The organism is uncultured Friedmanniella sp. (assembly GCF_964244005.1).
Lineage (GTDB): Bacteria > Actinomycetota > Actinomycetes > Propionibacteriales > Propionibacteriaceae > Microlunatus.
Window position 1 is genome coordinate 70636 of record NZ_CAXTHG010000020.1, and the last position, 18096, is coordinate 88731.

18 protein-coding genes are annotated in these 18096 nt (G+C 73.3%); 11 read left to right on the forward strand and 7 right to left on the reverse strand.

Features of this window, described 5'->3' with window-relative positions; translation table 11 throughout:
• Positions 1-173 precede the first annotated feature (173 nt).
• On the forward strand, positions 174-1718 hold the full coding sequence (locus ACFE76_RS13645; protein ID WP_375432306.1) for an FAD-dependent monooxygenase: 1545 nt from the start codon (positions 174-176) through the stop codon (positions 1716-1718).
• A 278-nt stretch (positions 1719-1996) separates the two neighbouring features.
• Here the strand turns inward: ACFE76_RS13645 and ACFE76_RS13650 are convergent, their stop codons facing one another.
• Both ACFE76_RS13650 and ACFE76_RS13655 read right to left on the reverse strand, forming a co-directional pair.
• Positions 1997-2425 carry a VOC family protein gene (locus ACFE76_RS13650; RefSeq protein WP_375432307.1) on the reverse strand — a complete coding sequence of 143 codons (429 nt, stop codon included), beginning with the start codon at positions 2423-2425 and terminating at the stop codon, positions 1997-1999.
• 90 nt (positions 2426-2515) lie between these two features.
• Positions 2516-3643: an NAD(P)-binding domain-containing protein gene (locus tag ACFE76_RS13655; RefSeq protein WP_375432308.1), complete on the reverse strand. Its 1128-nt coding sequence runs from the start codon at positions 3641-3643 to the stop codon at positions 2516-2518.
• 26 nt (positions 3644-3669) lie between these two features.
• On the opposite strand from ACFE76_RS13655, the gene ACFE76_RS13660 reads away from it, so the two are divergent.
• Complete coding sequence (locus tag ACFE76_RS13660; RefSeq protein WP_375432309.1) at positions 3670-5670, forward strand: S9 family peptidase; 2001 nt, start codon at positions 3670-3672, stop codon at positions 5668-5670.
• Positions 5671-5717: 47 nt separating this feature from the next.
• On the opposite strand, the gene ACFE76_RS13665 is transcribed toward ACFE76_RS13660, so the two are convergent.
• The 3 genes from ACFE76_RS13665 to ACFE76_RS13675 form a co-directional block, all read right to left on the reverse strand.
• A complete protein-coding gene (locus tag ACFE76_RS13665; RefSeq protein WP_375432310.1) occupies positions 5718-7085 on the reverse strand; it encodes a serine hydrolase domain-containing protein in 1368 nt (455 codons plus the stop codon).
• Between the two features lie 65 nt (positions 7086-7150).
• Positions 7151-8320 (reverse strand): phosphoserine phosphatase SerB, encoded by a 1170-nt coding sequence (gene serB, locus ACFE76_RS13670; RefSeq protein WP_375432311.1) that lies wholly within the window; start codon positions 8318-8320, stop codon positions 7151-7153.
• The gene (locus ACFE76_RS13675; RefSeq protein WP_375432312.1) at positions 8317-9051 is read right to left on the reverse strand and encodes a pirin family protein; all 735 of its coding nucleotides are present in this window, start codon (positions 9049-9051) and stop codon (positions 8317-8319) included. Before ACFE76_RS13675 ends, serB begins: the two co-directional genes overlap by 4 nt.
• 73 nt (positions 9052-9124) lie before the next feature.
• Between ACFE76_RS13675 and ACFE76_RS13680 the strand changes: the two genes are divergently transcribed.
• The 7 genes from ACFE76_RS13680 to ACFE76_RS13710 all read left to right on the forward strand — a co-directional run bounded on the left by ACFE76_RS13680 (position 9125) and on the right by ACFE76_RS13710 (position 13675).
• Positions 9125-10039 (forward strand): phosphotransferase, encoded by a 915-nt coding sequence (locus ACFE76_RS13680; RefSeq protein ID WP_375432313.1) that lies wholly within the window; start codon positions 9125-9127, stop codon positions 10037-10039.
• Between the two features lie 61 nt (positions 10040-10100).
• Entirely contained in the window at positions 10101-10745 is a 645-nt protein-coding gene (locus tag ACFE76_RS13685) for a dihydrofolate reductase family protein (protein ID WP_375432314.1), read from the forward strand.
• Positions 10746-11342: a SigE family RNA polymerase sigma factor gene (locus tag ACFE76_RS13690; protein ID WP_375432315.1), complete on the forward strand. Its 597-nt coding sequence runs from the start codon at positions 10746-10748 to the stop codon at positions 11340-11342.
• Positions 11339-12370 carry a hypothetical protein gene (locus tag ACFE76_RS13695; RefSeq protein ID WP_375432316.1) on the forward strand — a complete coding sequence of 344 codons (1032 nt, stop codon included), beginning with the start codon at positions 11339-11341 and terminating at the stop codon, positions 12368-12370. Before ACFE76_RS13690 ends, ACFE76_RS13695 begins: the two co-directional genes overlap by 4 nt.
• Before the next feature lie 47 nt (positions 12371-12417).
• Positions 12418-12918 (forward strand): DUF427 domain-containing protein, encoded by a 501-nt coding sequence (locus tag ACFE76_RS13700; RefSeq protein ID WP_375432317.1) that lies wholly within the window; start codon positions 12418-12420, stop codon positions 12916-12918.
• Complete coding sequence (locus ACFE76_RS13705) at positions 12915-13277, forward strand: MGMT family protein (RefSeq protein WP_375432318.1); 363 nt, start codon at positions 12915-12917, stop codon at positions 13275-13277. Before ACFE76_RS13700 ends, ACFE76_RS13705 begins: the two co-directional genes overlap by 4 nt.
• 194 nt (positions 13278-13471) lie before the next feature.
• Complete coding sequence (locus ACFE76_RS13710; protein ID WP_091413209.1) at positions 13472-13675, forward strand: cold-shock protein; 204 nt, start codon at positions 13472-13474, stop codon at positions 13673-13675.
• Between the two features lie 198 nt (positions 13676-13873).
• Here the strand turns inward: ACFE76_RS13710 and moeZ are convergent, their stop codons facing one another.
• Together moeZ and ACFE76_RS13720 are read right to left on the reverse strand one after the other, a co-directional pair.
• On the reverse strand, positions 13874-15064 hold the full coding sequence (gene moeZ / locus ACFE76_RS13715; RefSeq protein WP_375432319.1) for an adenylyltransferase/sulfurtransferase MoeZ: 1191 nt from the start codon (positions 15062-15064) through the stop codon (positions 13874-13876).
• 125 nt (positions 15065-15189) lie between these two features.
• Positions 15190-16092: an aminoglycoside phosphotransferase family protein gene (locus tag ACFE76_RS13720; protein WP_375432320.1), complete on the reverse strand. Its 903-nt coding sequence runs from the start codon at positions 16090-16092 to the stop codon at positions 15190-15192.
• Positions 16093-16117: 25 nt separating this feature from the next.
• Between ACFE76_RS13720 and ligD the strand changes: the two genes are divergently transcribed.
• Both ligD and ACFE76_RS13730 read left to right on the forward strand, forming a co-directional pair.
• On the forward strand, positions 16118-17134 hold the full coding sequence (gene ligD, locus ACFE76_RS13725) for a non-homologous end-joining DNA ligase (protein WP_375432321.1): 1017 nt from the start codon (positions 16118-16120) through the stop codon (positions 17132-17134).
• A complete protein-coding gene (locus ACFE76_RS13730) occupies positions 17131-17814 on the forward strand; it encodes a TetR/AcrR family transcriptional regulator (RefSeq protein WP_375432322.1) in 684 nt (227 codons plus the stop codon). Before ligD ends, ACFE76_RS13730 begins: the two co-directional genes overlap by 4 nt.
• Positions 17815-18096: the final 282 nt, after the last annotated feature.

Consider the following 18096-nt stretch of genomic DNA (forward strand, 5'->3'; position numbering starts at 1 on the left):
GGCCACTGACAGTCTTGTCGTCGCGGCCGTTGTCCGAGGACCCGTGATGGGCCCGACCCGCTGACCCACGCTTCGCAGATCGCCGGGACCGCCCCTGAGACCCCCAGATCCACCGACGGCGGGGCGTTGGTCAGCGGACTTGGCGGCCGCACGCATCCTGAACCGGTGATCCGGTGCTGAGGGCGACCCAGGTGCTGGTCGTCGGCGCCGGCCCGACCGGTCTGGTGCTCGCGTTGTCCCTGGCGCGGCGGGGCGTGGCCGTCCGGATCGTAGACCGGCGCGCCGGGATCAGCCGGGAGTCCCGGGCGCTGGACGTGCAGGCGCGGACCCTGGAGCTCTACGCCCAGCTCGGCGTCGCCGACGCGGTGGTCGGCCGCGGCACCCGGATCGAACGGGTGGTCGTCCGCGATCGCGGGCGCCGCGTGAGCGAGGTCGACGTGCACGACCTGGGTCGTGGGCTCAGCGCCTACCCCTACCTGCTCTGCTGTCCGCAGGACGAGCACGAGGCGGTGCTCGTCGCGGCGCTGGCCGGCGCAGGGGTGGAGGTGGAGTGGCAGACCGAGCTCACGGCCCTGAGCACCTACGACGACCGGGTGGACGTCACCCTCGCCGGTCCGGGCGGCCGCGTCGAGGAGGTCCGGGTGGACTACGTCGGCGGCTGCGACGGCGGCCGCAGCCGGGTCCGCGAGCAGCTGGGGGTCGCCTTCGACGGGACCGACGCCGAGCAGGAGTACTTCGTCGCCGACGTGGAGACCCCAGATGCCGACGGCGGGTCGTTCAGCTTCGGCCTCACCGCTGAGGACTTCGTGCTCGCGGTGCCGGCACGCCGGACCGGCACCGTCCGACTGATCGGTCTGCTGCCCTCAGCCCTGGCCGGCGGCCGCGCGGTGACGTTCGCCGACGTCCGGCCGCTGGTCGAGCGGGCCGCCGGGATCGAGGCCGAGGCGGTCCGCTGGTTCTCCACCTACCGCGTCGCGTCACGGGTCGCCGCGCGGCTGCGGGTCGGCCGGACGTTCCTGCTCGGCGACGCCGCGCACCTGCACAGCCCGCTCGGCGGCCAGGGCATGAACACCGGTATCGCCGACGCCGTCAACCTGGCCTGGAAGCTGGCCGCCGTGCTCGAGGGTCGGGCGGCCGCGGCGCTGCTGGACAGCTACGAGGCCGAACGGCTCGGCGTCGCCCGGGCGCTGGTCCGCGGCACAGAACGGGCGAGCCGGCTGATCACCGGCGCCGGCTGGCGGCCCCGGGTGGTCCGAGGGTGGGTCTTTCGTCGGCTGCTGCCCGCTGTGCTGCGGCTGCCCCCGACCCGCCGAGCCCTGGCCCGCGGGGTGTCCCAGGTCGGGCTCAGCTACCGCAGCAGCCCGTGGATCGCGGGCCGAGCCGGGACCCTGCGCGGCGGGGACCGGCTGCCCTGGGTCGACCTCGGCGACGGCCTCAGCAACCTCGACCCGCTGACCAGCCTCGCCCCTCAGGTGCACGTCTACGGGACGCCCGGTCCGGGCCTGGTGGCGGCCGCCGCGGCCGGCGGCCTCGTCCTGCACGCGTACCCGTGGACCGCGGGAGCCCGGGCGGCCGGGCTGCGGCGTCATGCCCTCTACCTCGTCCGACCGGACGGATACCTGGCCCTGGTCGACCCGAAGCAGCGCGTCGACCGGCTGGCCCGCGCGCTCGACCAGATCGGCCACCCCAACCGTCGCCTCGGCAGCGTTCGCCGCTAACCCCGGAGGTCTTTGTCCGGGGCGGGGATCGGTACGCACTGCCGTACCCCCGGCCGAAGACCGTCGGGCCGGCCAGCCAGAGCCGGTAGCCGGCGGACTCGTGGTCGGGGTCGAGGTCATCGAGCACCGCCTCCCCCACGAAGGTGTCGTCGTCGGCCGTGAGGATCGCCCAGTCGGCGCGGTCCGGCTGGTCCCGGCGCGTCCGCGACCATTCCTCGACCCCCGCCCGCTCGAAGGTCGTGTGCGTCCCGCCCAGTCGTCCTCCAGCACCGCTTCGGTCAGCGGATCAGGCAGAACGGGTGTCCGGCCGGGTCGAGGAAGACGCGGAAGCCGCCGTCGGTCGACGGCTGGTGGTCTGCGCGGACGGCACCGAGCTCCAGCACCCGCGGTTCGGCGGCGTCGATGTCGTCGACGGAGAAGTCGAGGTGGAACTGCTGCGGGTGCTGACCACCCGGCCAGGTCGGCGCCACCCAGTCGTCGACCCGCTGGAACCCGAGCGTGGCGCGGCCGTCCGGCCGGTCCGGAGCCACGCCACCTCCCGGCGGTGCGAGAGCCGCCCAGTCGCGGTCGGAGGTGTCCTCGACCTCCCAGCCCAGCAGCCCGCCGTAGAACCGGGCCAGCACGTCGGGCTCGGGACAGTCGAGAATGATCAGGTCGAGCAGCGGCAGGCGCGCGGCGGTGGCTTCAGGAGTCTCGGGATCGGTCATACCGGCAACGGTAGGCAGCAATCCGGACGATCGACGTCCGGATCCGCAGCGGGTTTCGGCGAGCGCCTTTCCGGCTCCAGGACGAGCCGGTCAGGCGGCCGCGACCTGCAGCTGCTCGACGACGTTCCGTGCGGCGACCCGACCGGCCCGGTTGGCCCCGATCGTGCTGGCGGAGGGCCCGTAGCCGACGAGCTGGACGCGCGAGTCGCGCAGCGCGGCCGTGCCGTCCACCGCGATGCCGCCCTCGGCGGACCGCAGCCGGAGCGGGGCCAGATGGGCCACGTCGGGCCGGAACCCGGTGGCCCAGAGGACAGCGTCCGCGCGCTGCTGGCGGCCGTCGGCCCACGCGACGCCGGTGGCGGTCAGCCGGGCGAACATCGGCTGCCGGGCGTAGACGCCGCGGCGGAACGCGTCCTGCTCCTGCTCCCGCAGGGCGAGCCCGGTCGCGCTGACCACGCTGAGCGGCGGCAGTCCGCGCCGGACCCGCTCCTCGACCCGGGCGACCGCCTCGCGACCAGCGTCGGCGGTGAACGGCTCGGTCCGCCAGACCGGCGGCCGCCGGGTCACCCAGGTGGTGGTCGCCACTGCGCTCACCTCAGCCAGCAGCTGCACGGCCGACGCCCCACCCCCCACCACGACGACGTGGCCGCCGGCGAGCTCGTCCGGGCCGTCGTAGTCGTGGGTGTGCCGCTGCCGGCCGCGGAACGTCGCTGCGCCCGGATAGCTGGGCACGAACGGCCGCTCCCAGGTGCCGGTCGCGTTGACCAGCGTCCGGGTGAGCCAGGTGCGGTCGGCGGTGACCACCCGCAGCAGCCCGGCACCGGCGTCCTCGACCCGCTGCACTGCGACCGGCCGGACCACCGCCAGTCCGAAGCGCTGCTCGTAGTCGGCGAAGTAGCGCGGCACCACGGTGCTCGCCGGCGCCACCGTGCTGGCCGCCGGGACCGGTAGTCCGGGTAACGCCGCCACCCCGTGCACGTCGGCCATGGTCAGAGTCGACCACCGGTGCTGCCACGCGCCGCCGGGGCCGTCGTTGGCGTCCAGCACCAACAGGTCCTCGCCCGGCACCAAGCCCAGCCGGTGCAGGTGGTAAGCGGCCGACAACCCGGCCTGACCAGCCCCGACGACGATCGAGGACATCACCGCAGTCATGTGGTCGGAACGGCCGCCGCCCCATCGTTCTTCCAGGGGCAGCCGTTCTTCCCGGGTGCTGGGCACGGAGGCGGCCTCCCTAGGCTGTCGCGGTGACGCCTGACGACCTCGACCTGCTGCGGAGCGTCTCCGCGCCCACCCTCAGCCCAGACGGCCTGACCGTCGTCTACGCCGTGACCCGCCCGCACGTGGCCGCCGACGCCTACGTCGGCCAGCTCTGGCGGGCGCCCGTCGACGGGTCGTCCGCGCCCGTACGGCTGACCCGCGGCCGCTGCGACACCGCGCCGCAGATCTCTCCCGACGGACGGCTGGTGGCGTTCCTGCGGTCCTCCGCCGACGGACCGGCCCAGCTGCACCTGGTCCGTGCCGGCGGCGGCGAGCCGATGCCGCTGACCGCCGCCGACCTCGGCGTGTGCGAGTTCGCCTGGTCGCCCGACAGCCGGCGGCTCGTCTACCTCGCCCGCGTCCCCGAGCCTGGCCGCTACGGCACGGTCGAGGGCCTCACCGCCGCCGCCGAGCCGGCCCGGCGACTGACCACCACCCGCTACCTGGCCAACGGCGTGGGCTACGTGGTCGACCGCCGCGCCCAGCTGTTCGGTCTGGAGGTGCCGGACGTCGACGCCGAGCCGTACGTGCTGCCGGCTCCGTCGGCGGCCGACCCGTCCCCGCGCCAGCCCGGTGCCGGCCTGCCGACGGCCGTCCCGCTGACCGCCGACGACGCCGACCACCGCTCCCCCGCCTTCACCCCGGACGGCGCGGTGACCTACGTCGCCGCCGCCCACGACGGCCGGACGGAAGCACTGCGGTCCTCCGGCTATCGGCTGACGCTGACCGAGGACGGCGGGCCGGGCCCGCTGGCCGTGGTGGCCGGCCCGGCGCAGGGATTGTTCGTCGACGGACTGCGCGTGCTGGCCGGGGCCACGTTCGTGCTGGCCCGCACGATCGACCCGGACGGCACGGACTTCGTCGGCGTCAACGCCGCCCTGTACGTCCGCGACCCTGACGGTGAGTTCCGGCGGCTCACCGACCCGGCGACGTCGGACCTGCAGGACTCGGCGCTCACCCCGGTCGGTGACGCGGCCGTCCTGGTCACCGAGGTCAGTCGCGGTTCGGTCCAGCTGCTCCGGGTGGACGACGCCGGCACGGTCGACCGGCTCACCGACGGACCCGTCGAGGTGACCGGCGTCGCCGCGGCCGCGCGGACCGTGGCGGTCACGGTGGCCGACCCGGAGTCGACGGGTGAGATCGCCGTGCTCGAGGGCACGACCCTGCGGCGGCTGACCGAGGAGTCCGCTCCGCTCCGCGCCACCGGCACGGTCCGGCCCGAGGAGCTCCTCGTGCCAACCCGTGACGGCGAGCAGGTGCACGGCTGGGTGCTCGTCCCGCCCGGCCCCGGCCCGCACCCGACGTTGCTGCTGATCCACGGCGGCCCGTACGCGCAGTACACGGCGTCGCTCTTCGACGAGGCCCAGGTCTACGTCGGGGCGGGCTACGCGGTGGTGATGGGCAACCCGCGCGGGGCCGCGGGCTACGGCGAAGCGTTCGGCCGCAGCATCCAGCACCGGATGGGCACCGTCGACCTCACCGACGTGCTGGACCTGCTCGAGGGCGCGCTGGCGGCCCAACCCACCTTGGACCGGAACCGGCTCGGCATCATGGGCGGCTCCTACGGTGGCTACCTGACCGCCTGGACGATCGCCCACGACCACCGCTTCGCCGGCGCGATCGTGGAACGCGGCTTTCTCGACCCCGAGCTGTTCATCGGCACCTCCGACATCGGCACCTGGTTCAGCCAGGAGTACACCGGCCCCGACCCCGAGCAGCGCCGGAGGCAGAGCCCGCAGGCGGTCGTCGACCAGGTCCGGACGCCGACCCTGGTGATCCACTCCGAGGACGACCTGCGCTGTCCGCTGTCGCAGGCCCAGCGCTATCACCTCGGCCTGGTCCGGGCGAGGGTCGAGACCGAGCTGCTGGTGTTCCCGGGCGAGAACCACGAGCTGAGCCGGTCCGGCCGACCACGGCACCGGGTGCAGCGGTTCGCCGCCATCCTGGACTGGTGGGACCGCTACTTACCGGTCGGCTCCGGGGCCTGAGTCCCGCCACCCCTCGCCCCGCCCCCCCTCGGCCCGCCACCCTTCGGTCAGCCACCTGCGCCTCCCCAGCCGCCCGGGTCCACTCCGCCGGGCACCACGTCCGCCGGCCCGTACGGCTGCCGGGTCAGCACGAACGAGCCGAGGTCGAGGTGCGACACCTGGCCTACGGCGTCGCGGACGACCGTCAACCGCTCACCGGCGTAGTAGTCGTCCAGGCCGGTCCAGCTGCCGTCCGGCTCGGGGCGGAAGCGTGACTCCCGGCCCCGGACGCTGAGCCGCACCAGCTCGAGGTGACGCTCGGCCCGCAGCCGCAATGCGTACGGGGCGGCCCCCCAGTACCAGGGACCCGTCAGCGCCAGCAGGTCGGGATCGACCTCGGGCAGCGGCGACCACGCCGCCGGCGGGCGCGGTTCAGCGTCGGCCACGATCCCGAGCAGGTCCGCGGCGATGCTGCCGACGGCGGGGCCGGAGGTGGCGTTGGCGAAGACGACCACGCCGAGCCTCTCCTCGAGCGCGCAGTCCAGCCCGGCGAGGAAGCCGGGCATCGAGCCGCCGTGGCCGACCAGGGGCCGGCCGCCGACCCGCAGCTGCAGCCCCAACCCGTAACCGCTGCCGTCGGCGGCCGGCGGGGCCACCGGCTCACCCATCTGCGTCACCGACTCACGCGACAGCACCCGGTCGTCGCCGTCGATCAGCAGCGCGGCGAACCGGCTGAGGTCGTGGACGGTCGACCAGAGCTGGCCGGCCGGTGCCATCCAGCCGGCGTCGTGCGCCGGCTCGGGCAGCAGCGCGTCCGCCCACGGGTGGACCGCCCAGCCCCGGGCGTACGGCGGCTCCGGCAGCAGGGTCGTCCGGCTCATGCCGAGCGGCCCCAGCACCTCCGCCGCCAGGACCTCACCGAACGGTCTGCCTCGGACCGCCGCCACCAGCGCCCCGAGCAGGGCGAAGCCGGGGTTGGAGTAGTGGAACCGCTGCCCGGGAGCGAGCCCGGCCGGGTCGTCGGACAAGACGTCCACCAGCTCGGGACGCTCAGTGCCCGGCGTCCGCTCCCACCACGGCGGCGGCGTCTCCGCGGCGAGGCCGGCGGTGTGGGACAGCAGCTGGCGGACCGTACGGTCCCCGGCCCTCGTGCCGGGCAGATAGGTCTGCAGCGGCGCCGCCAGGTCAACCAGCCCCTCGTCGCGGAGCCGCAGCACCAGCACAGCGACAAAGGTCTTGGTGATCGAGCCGATCCGGTACTGGGTGTCCGCGGTCGGCTCAGCCCCGTCCACCGCGCCCCGGCCGGCAGACCAGACCAGGGCGCCCTCCCGCACGAGCCCGGCCGCCATCGACGGGGTGCGCCCCTCGCTCTGGCCGACCGCGAGCCGGTGGTCCAGCGCGCGTCGGGTGGCGGGTAGCAGCTCATCGACCGTCATGGGACCAAGTCCACCACCGACCACTGACAATTCCCGAAGCCTCAGCCCACCGCGGCGGAGCCGCCTCAGCCCACCCGGTCCACGTCGTGGCCGCGGATGCCGAGCATGAACAGGATGGCGTCGAGGTAGGGCACCGACACGGTCGTGTCGGCCTGCGCCCGTACGACCGGCTTGGCGTTGAAGGCGATGCCGAGCCCGGCGGCGGCGAGCATGTCGAGGTCGTTGGCGCCGTCGCCGACGGCGACGGTCTGGGACAGCGGCACCCCTTCCGCGGCGGCGATCTCGGCCAGCAGCCGCGCCTTGCCGGCGCGGTCGACGACCGGGCCGACCACCTCGCCGGTCAGGCGTCCGTCGCGCACCTCGAGGGTGTTGGCGTAGGCGTAGTCGAGGTTGAGCTCGTGCCGCAGCCAGTCGGTGAACGGGGTGAACCCGCCGCTCACGATGGCCACGGTGAAGCCGAGCCGCTTCAGCGTCCGGACGAAGGTCCGGGCGCCCGGGGTCAGCCGGATCTGGTCGCGCGCCCGGGCGACCGCGGCCTCGTCCAGCCCGGCCAGCAGCCGGACCCGTTCCCGCAGCGAGTGCTCGAAGTCGAGCTCGCCGGCCATCGCCCGGCCGGTGACCGCGGCCACCTCCACGAGCCGGCCCGCCTCGGCGGCGAGCAGCTCGATCACCTCGTTCACGATCAGGGTCGAGTCGACGTCCATCACCACCAGCCGCTTGGCCCGGCGCTCGAGCCCGTTGAGCTGCACGGCCACGTCGACCCCGTACGTGCGGGCCACCTCGCCCAGCTCCCGGCGCATCTGCTCGACGTCGCCGGCGATGACCACCAGGTCGTACGCGGTCACCGGCTCGGTCGCGAGCCGGACCATCCGGTCGATGTTGCCGCCCGTCGCCGCGATCGCGTCGGCCACGGCGCTCAGCGCGGCGGCCGGCAGCGGACGGCCGAGGACGGTGACCGCGTGCCGGACCAGGGTGGATCGCCGCGACCGCGCCTCGACCTGCTCGAAGTCGACCTGCAGGCCGTGGCCGTTAGCCCAGGCCAGCACGGCCGTACGGACGGTGTCGTCCGGGGACGGCAGCCGAACGAGGACGTCGAGGGTGAGCCGCTCGCGGACGACGAGCTGTTCGGTGTCCTCGAGCTCGGCGCCGGCGTCCCCGAGCAGCCGCAACAGCTCGGCGGTCAGCCGCGGCCGGTCCCGCCCGTCCACCCGGATCAGCAGGGGGAGGTCGGTCACGTCGCCAACGTCCAGAGCAGGACCTCGGCCTCGACCCCGCCGGTCAGGCCGAGCGGCGCCTCGCCGGTGACGGCGACGGAGTCGCCCGCCTGCAGCCGCCCGACCGTCTCGAGGTCCACCTCGCCTCGGGCCACCTGCAGGTGGGCCAGCGGACCGGTCGGCAGCACCCGGCGGACGCCCGGAGCCAGGACGCTCACCCAGAGCGTGCAGCCGGCGGCGCCGAGGTCCACGGCCGCGTCGATCCGGTCCCCGGAGGCGACCGGCACCCAGTCCGTCGCCAACCCGCTCAGGTCGACCGCGCGCTGGGCGTACGACGGTTCGCCGCCCGACACGTCCGGCCGCAGCCACATCTGGACGAACCGTACGGGCTCCGCCGGCCGGGTCGGGTCGAGGTGGTAGGCGTCGTTGCGTTCGGCGTGCACGATCCCGGCACCGGCGCTCATCCGTTGCGCCAAGCCGGGGACGACGACGCCGGTGTGGCCCCGGCTGTCGGTGTGGACCAAGGAGCCGGTGAGCACCCAGGTGAGGATCTCGGCGTCGGCGTGCGGATGGTCGTCGAACCCGCGCCCCGCCAGCAGTGTCTCCTCGTTGGCGACCATCAGCCGACCCTGCCCGATCCGGTCCGGGTCGTAGTGCTCGCCGAAGGAGAAGGTGTGCCGCGACTCGATCCCTTCGCCGCGGCTGACGAACCGGTCGCCGGCCCGACGCAGCTGCAGGACGGGGTCGCTCACCCAGCCAGTATCGCGGGGCGACGCGCTCAGCAATGACCCACGGCGGCACGTCGGCGGACTAGCGTGGTCCGGCGTGACCGTCGACGGGACCGAGATCACCGCGGAGCTGGTCCGGGACCTGCTCCGCGACCAGCACCCTGACCTGGCCGACCGCCCGATCCGGCTCGGCGCGCGCGGGTGGGACAACCAGCTGTGGCGGCTCGGCGACGACCTCGCTGTCCGGTTGCCGTGGGCGACGGCGGCGGCGGACGCGCTGCTGCTGCACGAGTACAGGTGGCTGCCTCTCCTCGCCCCGCACCTGCCGCTGCCGGTCCCGGTGCCGCAGCGCCTCGGTCAGCCCTCAGCCCGGTTCCCGCGGCCCTGGATCGTCACGACCTGGGTGCCCGGTGAGCCTGCCGACCGAGCGCCCGTGACGCGTGCGGCCGAGGCGGCCGACGCCTTGGCGGCCTTCCTGACGGCCCTGCACCGTCCTGCTCCCGCCGGGGCTCCGACCGGACGGAACCGCGGCGGGCCGTTGGCCGAGCACGCCGCCGGGTTCGAGCACGGGTTGGCCGAGGTCACCGAGCTGGGTCTGGTCGCCGACCCCGACGCCGTCCGCGCGGTCTGGGCGGACGCCGTCACCGCGCCCGGGTGGACCGGCCCAGCCCTGTGGCTGCACGGGGACCTGCACCCGGCCAACGTCCTCACCGCCGGCGGCACCTTCTGCGGCGTGATCGACTTCGGCGACCTGTTCGCCGGCGACCCCGCCTACGACCTCGCCGCCGTGTGGGTCCTGCTGCCCGACGGCGCCGCCGACCGCTGCCTGGAGGCCTACGGGCCGGCCCTGGACCCCGCGACTGTGCGCCGCTCCCGCGGCTGCGCGGCCGTCCGTGCCCTCGCGGCCCTCCTCATCGCCGACGCCGGCGTCCACGGTCGTCCCGGCGGCAAGGCCAGCTGGGGCCCACCCGCCGAAGCCGCCCTGCGACGCCTCGTCGCCACCGCGCGATGAGTCTGCCGGCGGCCGCAGGTCTACTCTTCGACCGCGACCACCACCGCAACAGGAGCACGCCATGGGGCTCATCCAGATCGAGCTGTTCGCCACCCTCGACCTCGTCGGGCAGGCGCCCGGTGGGCCGGAGGAGGACCCGGAGGGGTTCCCGCACGGCGGCTGGCAGGCGCCGCTGATCGACGAGGTCGCCGGTGCTCAGGTGATGGCCGCGTACGCGGACACGGACGCGCTGCTGCTCGGCCGCCGGACGTACGACATCTTCGCCGGCTACTGGCCCCACCAGGAGAGCGGGCCGGACGACGGAATCGCCACCCTCTTCAACCGGATACCGAAGTACGTGGCCTCCCGCGGCACGCCCGACCTCGACTGGGCCGGGTCGACGCTGCTCGGCCCGGACCTGGCCGAGGCGGTCCGGGAGATCCGCGACCGGCACGAGCACGTCACGGTCGTCGGCAGTCTGAACCTCGTCCAGTCTCTGCTGCGCGAGAAGCTCTTCGACCGGCTCGACCTGTGGGTGCACCCGATCGTGCTCGGCGTCGGCAAGCTGGTGTTCGATGGGGGCGCCGTGCCCACCAACCTCACGCTGCTCGAGCCACCGGTCGCCGGCCCGAAGGGCACCGTCTACCTGCGCTACGGTCTCGCCGACGGCACGCCCGCCACCGGCGACATGGGGGCACCCGACCGCGGGGTCGGGCAGGACGGCTGAGTGACCTCACGCCTGGACACCCTGGCCTTCGTCGAGCAACCTAAGTCGGCCTGGACCCGTCTGTCAGGTGTGCGGGCCGTGGTGCCCGGGGACGGAGGGGTGATGACGGCGACGCGCGATGCCGAGTTCACCGACTTCGTCGCGGCCAGCCGGGGGTCGCTGCTGCGGGTGGCCTACCTGTTGTGCGGGGACTGGGCCAGGGCCGAGGACGTCACCCAGGTGTCGCTGGTCAAGCTCTACCTGGCGTGGGCCCGGGTGCACACCAGCGCCGAGGCGTACGCCCGGACGATCATCGCCCGGACGGCGGTCGACGAGCACCGGCGAGCCTGGCGCCGCGAGGTCAACACCGCCGACCTGTCCGACGCGGGCCGGGACGACCCGGACACCAGCCATCGGCTCGATCTGCGGGCGGCGTTGCTGCGGTTGCCGCCGCGGCAGCGACAGGTGGTGGTGCTGCGCTACTACGAGCAGCTGTCGGTGCAGGAGACGGCTACGGCGCTGGGCATCACGACCGGCACGGTGAAGAGCAGCTGTGCGCGGGGGCTGGCCGCCCTGAACCTGCTGCTGACCGAGGGCGAGGAGCTGATCCGACCATGACCGACCCCGACACCGACCTGCGGCGAGCCGACTTCGAGCCCTGCTTCGACGACCAGCCCGCCCCGGCTGACCCGTACGTCGACCTCGAGCGCGGGCGGGGCGCCCGGCGGGCCCGTACCCAACGCCGGGTCGCGGCCGCCGCGGTGACGCTGACCCTCGCCGCCGCGGTGCTGGTCGCCGCTCCGCGCTGGGGCGGTACGCCGGAGCAGGCGGTGCCGGCCGCCCCGCCCGACCTCGTGCAGCAGTCCTGGCCGGGCTGTGCCGCCGCTGGGGCGTTCGACCAGGAGATGGTGTCCGGGCCGCCCCCGCAGGCCGGCGCGGTGCCGACGGACTTCCGCGCCGTCGAGGTGCGGCGCTGCGTCCAGGACAGCCGTCGCTCCGACAAAGGTGACCAGGTGCTGGTGAACCTGGAGCAGCGAGCTCCCGCCACCGCCGCCTTTCTGGCGTACCTGGCTCAGCCGTCGGTCACTCCTACCGACCCCAGCCTCGCCTGCCCGGCGATAGGGATCATCCGGCCGTGGCTGGTGCTGGTCGACGGGGACGGCCGGTACGTGGCACCAGCCCTGCCGACCGACGAGTGCGGGCTCCCGCTGCAGTACAACGAGGTCGGCGGTGCCCCCGATAACCTGCTCAAGTTCCGCGACGTGAGCGTCGACCAGGCGCGGGTCCTCGAGTCCGCTGCCGCGCAGCAGGCGGGCTGCTCGATGGAGGCGAAGAACATGCTGTTCTTCGACGCCGGACAGTCGCCCCAGGACGTGGACCGCGGCCTGCTCGGCGGCGCTGCCTTCCGCCGCTGCGACTACCGCATCAACCGGGACACGCCGGACAGTGGCACCTTCGTGGCCGGCGGAGCGCTGTCGGCCGCAGAGCTGACGGACCTGCTCGCCAGCGCCAAGACCGTGGCCGCGAGTGGCCAGGCCCGCTGCGCCAAGGCCGCCACCCGGTTCACCGTGGTCCACGGCACCGACGACCAGCACACCCTCTACGTCGAGATCGACGGCTGCCGCCGCGTCCTGCAGCTGTCCTGAGGATGCGGGGCCGTTGGCTGAGGCGGGACGACAACTAGGCTCGGCTCATGGCCAGCCGTCCCGTCCCTGATCCGATCGCGCCGGGGCAGGAGTCGGTCTGGGACTATCCCCGGCCGCCGGCCCTGGTGGCCAGCGACGAGCTCGTGACCGTCGTGCTGGGCGGGGTGGAGATCTGCGAGACCTCGACCAGCTGGCGGGTGCTCGAGACGTCGCACCCGCCGACCTACTACCTGCCGCGGAGTGCCTTCCTCGAGGGTGCGCTGGTGCCGGCGCACGGGGGCTCGTTCTGCGAGTGGAAGGGCGAGGCGTCCTACCTCGACCTCGTCGGCGGCCGCGTCGTCGCGCCCCGAGCGGCCTGGTACTACCCCCAGCCCAGCCCGCGGTTCGGGGCGCTGCGGAACCACGTCGCGCTCTACCCGGGCCAGGTCGACTACTGCCTGGTCGACGGCGAGCGGGTCGAGGCCCAGCCCGGCGGCTTCTACGGCGGGTGGATCACCTCGACCGTGGTCGGCCCCTTCAAGGGCGGACCGGGCAGCAACGGCTGGTGAGCCCGCCAGAGCCACCCGACGGCGCCCGCGAGGCCTACGTCGAGGCCTACGTCGAGGCGGTGCTGCAGCTGGTCGAGCAGATCCCGGCCGGCCGGGTGGCGACGTACGGCGACCTCGCCGAGGCCGTCGGCCGCGGCGGTCCCCGGCAGGTCGGCACGGTGATGGCCCGCTACGGCGCCGCCGTCTCGTGGTGGCGGGTGGTCCGGGCGGACGGTCAGCCGGCCCGCGGTCACGAGCAGCGCGCGATCACGTTGCTGCGGCGCGAGGGAACCGCGCTACGAGGGCCGCGCGTTGTGCTCTCCGAGGCCCGCTGGCGGCCGGTCGACCCACCGGCCGTCCGGCGTGTCGACGTCTCCTGAGCAAGTTTGCGCGAGTTGTTCACAAGCGGGGCTGCGATGTGCGAGGCTCATCTCGCTGTTGCAAGTGGTCTGTGTCGTGGTACGTGCTACGCCCCCAGAACTATTGCGTGGGCGTCAGATCCTCACCTGTCGTCCGGCAGCAAGATCGGGGTCGTGAGGTGCGGCCCTGGGTGCCAGATCCTAGGGAGAGTTTCATGGCGCAGGGAACCGTCAAGTGGTTCAATGCCGAAAAGGGCTACGGCTTCATCGCCGTAGACGGCGGCGGTCCGGACGTTTTCGTCCACTACAGCGCAATCGAGTCGACGGGGTTCCGTACCCTCGACGAGGGCCAGCGCGTCGAGTTCCAGACCACCCAGGGCCCCAAGGGCCCGCAGGCCGACCAGGTCCACGCGATCTGATTCGCCTTCACCGTCTGTGACTCAGATCCCCCCGCACCGGCAGCCCGGTGCGGGGGTTTTCTGTGGTCCTAGCGGCGACCACGGCCGGTATGCGCGCCGGCGTGCTGAGGAGGAGCGGATGAACACGCTTTCCGTTCATCCGAGACGACGAAGTAGGCGGGCTAGAGCGCAGACCACGTCCGAGCGGAGCGAGGACCATCAATACGCGGGTTGGCTCGGGTCGACCTGGTTGACCCACGCGCTGACCCCGCCGCCGACGTGGACGGCGTTGTCGAGGCCGGCACCGCGGACGATGGCGAGAACCTCAGCGGAGCGGACGCCGGTCTTGCAGTAGAGCACGACCTGCTTGTCCTGCGGCAGCTGCGCCAGGGCCGCGCCGGTCTGGAAGTCGCCCTTGGGGATGAGGATCGAGCCGGGGATCTGGTTGATGTCCCGCTCGACCTTTTCCCGGACGTCGATCAGCACAAACTCCTTGGTCCCGGTCTCGCGCTCGTTCAGCCAGTCCTCGAGCTGGAGGACCCCCACGGTGTGCCCGGCGACGGCGTCCGCGGCCTCGTCGGTGATCGCGCCGCAGAAAGCGTCGTAGTCGATCAGCTCCGTGACCGTCGGGTTCTCCCCGCAGACGGCGCAGTTCGGGTCCTTGCGGATCTTCACCTGCTGCCAGCTCATCTCGAGCGCGTCGTAGATCTGCAGCCGGCCGATCAGCGGGTCGCCGATACCGGCGAGCAGCTTGAGCGCCTCGGTGACCTGGGTGGCCCCGATCGCCGCGCAGAGCACGCCCAGCACGCCGCCCTCGGCGCAGCTCGGCACCATGCCGGGGGGCGGGGGCTCGGGGTAGAGGCAGCGGTAGCAGGGGCCCTGGTCGGCCCAGAACACGCTGACCTGGCCGTCGAAGCGGAAGATCGAGCCCCACACGTACGGCTTGTGCAGGAGCACGGCCGCGTCGTTGACCAGGTAGCGGGTGGCGAAGTTGTCCGTGCCGTCGACGATCAGGTCGTACTGGGAGAAGATCTCCATCACGTTGTCGTTGTCGAGCCGGACGTCGTGCACGACCACGTTCACGAACGGGTTCGTCTCGGCCAGCGACTCGAGCGCCGACTGCGCCTTGGACTTCCCGACGTCGGACTGGCCGTGGATGATCTGGCGCTGCAGGTTGGACTCGTCGACCGTGTCGAACTCGACGATCCCGAGGGTGCCCACCCCGGCGGCGGCCAGGTAGAGCAGCGCCGGGCTGCCGAGGCCCCCGGCCCCGATCACCAGGACACGCGCGTTCTTGAAGCGTTTCTGCCCGTCCATCCCCACGTCCGGGATGATCAGGTGCCGGCTGTATCGACGAACCTCGTCGATGCTCAGCTCTGCGGCGGGCTCCACCAACGGCGGTAAGGCCACGGTCTTCTCCTCGGGTCGACGTCACGCTCCCACACGGTCGGGCATGCGTGATCCTCGTCCAGAACACCGCCCCCCAAAGCCCTATTCCGAGGAGCGGACGGTCAGCCCCCGAACCCCGCCCCAGGTCAGCGCTGCACCGCTTTCACCACCGTGGTGCACCGGGTGACCCAGTCCCGGTCGAGCTGCGCGTCGTGGGAGGCCCACAGCACGTTCACCATCTCGCGCACGGTCACCCAGTCCCGCACCCGGTCCTCGTCGAGCCCGGCGGCGTCGACGACGGTGTAGAGCCGCTCGAGCAGCGCGCCCCGCAGGTCCCCGCTCGCCACGGCCTCCGTCCAGCGGTTCCAGAGCAGCGGCGCCACCTCGTAGGCGGGATCGCCCGCCAGCGGGTGCGGGTCGATCGCCAGCCACGGTTCCCGCGTCCCGGCCAGGACGTTCGCGTAGTGCAGGTCACCGTGCAGCAGCGCGACGTCGGTCCCGGAGTCGGCGGCGAGGTCGGTGCAGAGCCCGATCGCCTGGTCGACGAAGCGTCGCGGAGCCAGGGCACCGTCCCGGAGATCGACGAGCTCGTCGGCCCAGCGGGCGGCGTGGACCGAGAGCCGGCCCAGCTGCGGCAGCGGCGGGCGGTGCAGCCGGCCGTACAGACCGGCCACCACTTCACACGCCTCGACGACCCCCAGCGCGTGCAGGTCATGACCCGGGTCGGCCCGTTCCAGCAACAGGGCGAACCGGTGCGGATCGGCCCGCAGCAGCTGGACCGCGCCGTCACCGTCCCAGGCGCGCAGCGCCAGGTGCTCGTACCGGGCCTCGGGGTGCGGCCAGCCGACCTTCAGCGCGGCCGGCTCACCGAGGCTGTTCCGGACGGGCAGTACCACCGCGTTCTCGCCGGTGGCGGGGGGACCCTCGTCGGTCAGCCGCCACTCCGCGCACAGGTCGCGGATCAGCCGGGGCAGAGCGTCCAGCCAGCGCGCCCACTCCGGACTCCGGCGGGCGTGGCCGAGGAACTCGGCCGGCAGGTCCAGCGTCACCGGCCTCACGGTAGGCGGTGGCAGGATGGCCGCCGTGGCGGACGTGCTGACCCGGGTCGACGACCGGGTGCTGAACCTGACCAACCTGGACAAGGTCCTCTACCCCGCGACGGGCTACACCAAGGCCGAGGTGATCGCCTACTACGCCCAGATCGCCCCCGTGATGCTGCCGCACGTCGCCGACCGGGCGATGACCCGGCTGCGCTACCCGGATGGGGTCGGCCGCAGCGAGGCCCGGGAGGATCGAGGCGGCACCACGCCTCCTCCCGTCGGGGCGTTCTACGAGAAGAACGCGCCCGTCGGGACCCCAGGCTGGGTGCCGCGGCAACGGGTCGGCACCAGCGACGGCGTGATCGACTACGTGGTGGTCGAGGAGCCGGCCACGCTGGTCTGGCTCGCCAACCTCGCCGCGCTCGAGCTGCACGTGCCGCAGTGGCGGATCTCCAGCGGCAACGTCGACGCCGAGGGCGTGCTCGACCTGCCGGGTGACGAGCCGCGGGACGGCGAGCCGCTGGCCGACCGGGTGGTGGTCGACCTCGACCCGGGTGCGGGGATGGGCATCGTGGAGACGGCGCGGGCGGCGCTGCTGGTGGCGGCCCGGCTGGCCGAGGACGGCCTGGTCCCCGTACCGCAGAGCTCGGGCAGCAAGGGCATCCAGCTGTACGCGGCCGTCGCGCCCTGCCGTTGCCGCGAGGCCTGGGCCTACGTCAAGCGGCTCAACGTCGAGATGGCGCGGGCCCACCCGGACTTCTTCGTGTCCACCATGTCGGTCGAGCAGCGAGCGGGGAGGATCTACCTCGACTACAACCAGGACCTCGCCGCCCGCAACACCATCGCCCCGTACTCGATGCGGGGCCGGGAACGGCCCACGGTCGCCACCCCGCTGACCTGGGACGAGGTCGGGGCCGTCACCGGCCCGGACGACCTGCGCTTCTCCCCCGAGACGGTGCTCGCCCGGGTGGAGGAGCACGGCGACCTCGCCGCCGACCTGCTCGGGCCAGACCGCCCGCCGCTGCCCGGCGGCACTATTCTTCTCCAATGACTTCGGGGGCGGGCACGGACGTCGACGGGCGCGTACCCGCCGACCCTACCGCCGGCGGTTCCCAGACCCGAGCCACCCGGATGCCTCGGGACCAGCGTCGGGCCTCGCTGCTGGACGCGGCGAACGACGTCTTCACCACCCGGGGCTACCACGCGGCGGCGATGGACGACATCGCCGAGGCGGCCGGGGTGTCCAAGCCGGTGCTCTACCAGCACTTCCCGTCCAAGCTCGACCTCTACCTCGCGCTGCTCGACGCCAGCTGCGACAGCCTGGTCGACATCGTCTCTGACGCTCTCGCCGCGACCGACCACAACGCCGACCGGGTGACGGCCACGATGAGCGCCTTCTACGAGTTCGTCTCCTCGGCCAGCGGGGAGTTCCGCTTCGTCTTCGAGTCCGACCTGACCGGCGACGCGGCGGTGCAGCAGCGGCTCTGGCAGGTCAACTCCGACATCGCCGACCTCGTCGCTGCGGTGATCGTGGAGGACACCGCGCTGCCGCCCGAGCAGTCCAAGCTGCTGGCCATCTCGCTGGTCGGCATCGCCCAGGTCAGCGCCCGCTACTGGGTCTCCAGCGGGATGTCGATCCCGATCGAGGAGGCCACCCAGCTGGTCAGCCGGCTGGCCTGGCGCGGCATCCGCGGCTTCCCGCTCACCGCCTACGACCCGTCCCGGCTGTAACTCTGTCTTCGGTCCGCTCGGACGTGTCTCGCGCTCCAACCCGCTCCGGTCGTCGTCGGTGGTGAACGAAAGGCGTGTTCACCCCCTCCTCCTTACCGGACCGGCGCGCGATCCCGCGGGGGCTGGTCACATGTCCCCACAACGAAGTGAATCCTGACGAGCACTCTCGTCAGGATCCACCTCGTTGCCGGGCTGAGCGCCCGGCTAACCCACGGCTAACCCGCGGCTAACCCCAATACCGTTCAGTTAAGATCACATTGGTGTAGTTTGGGTGCATGCCGC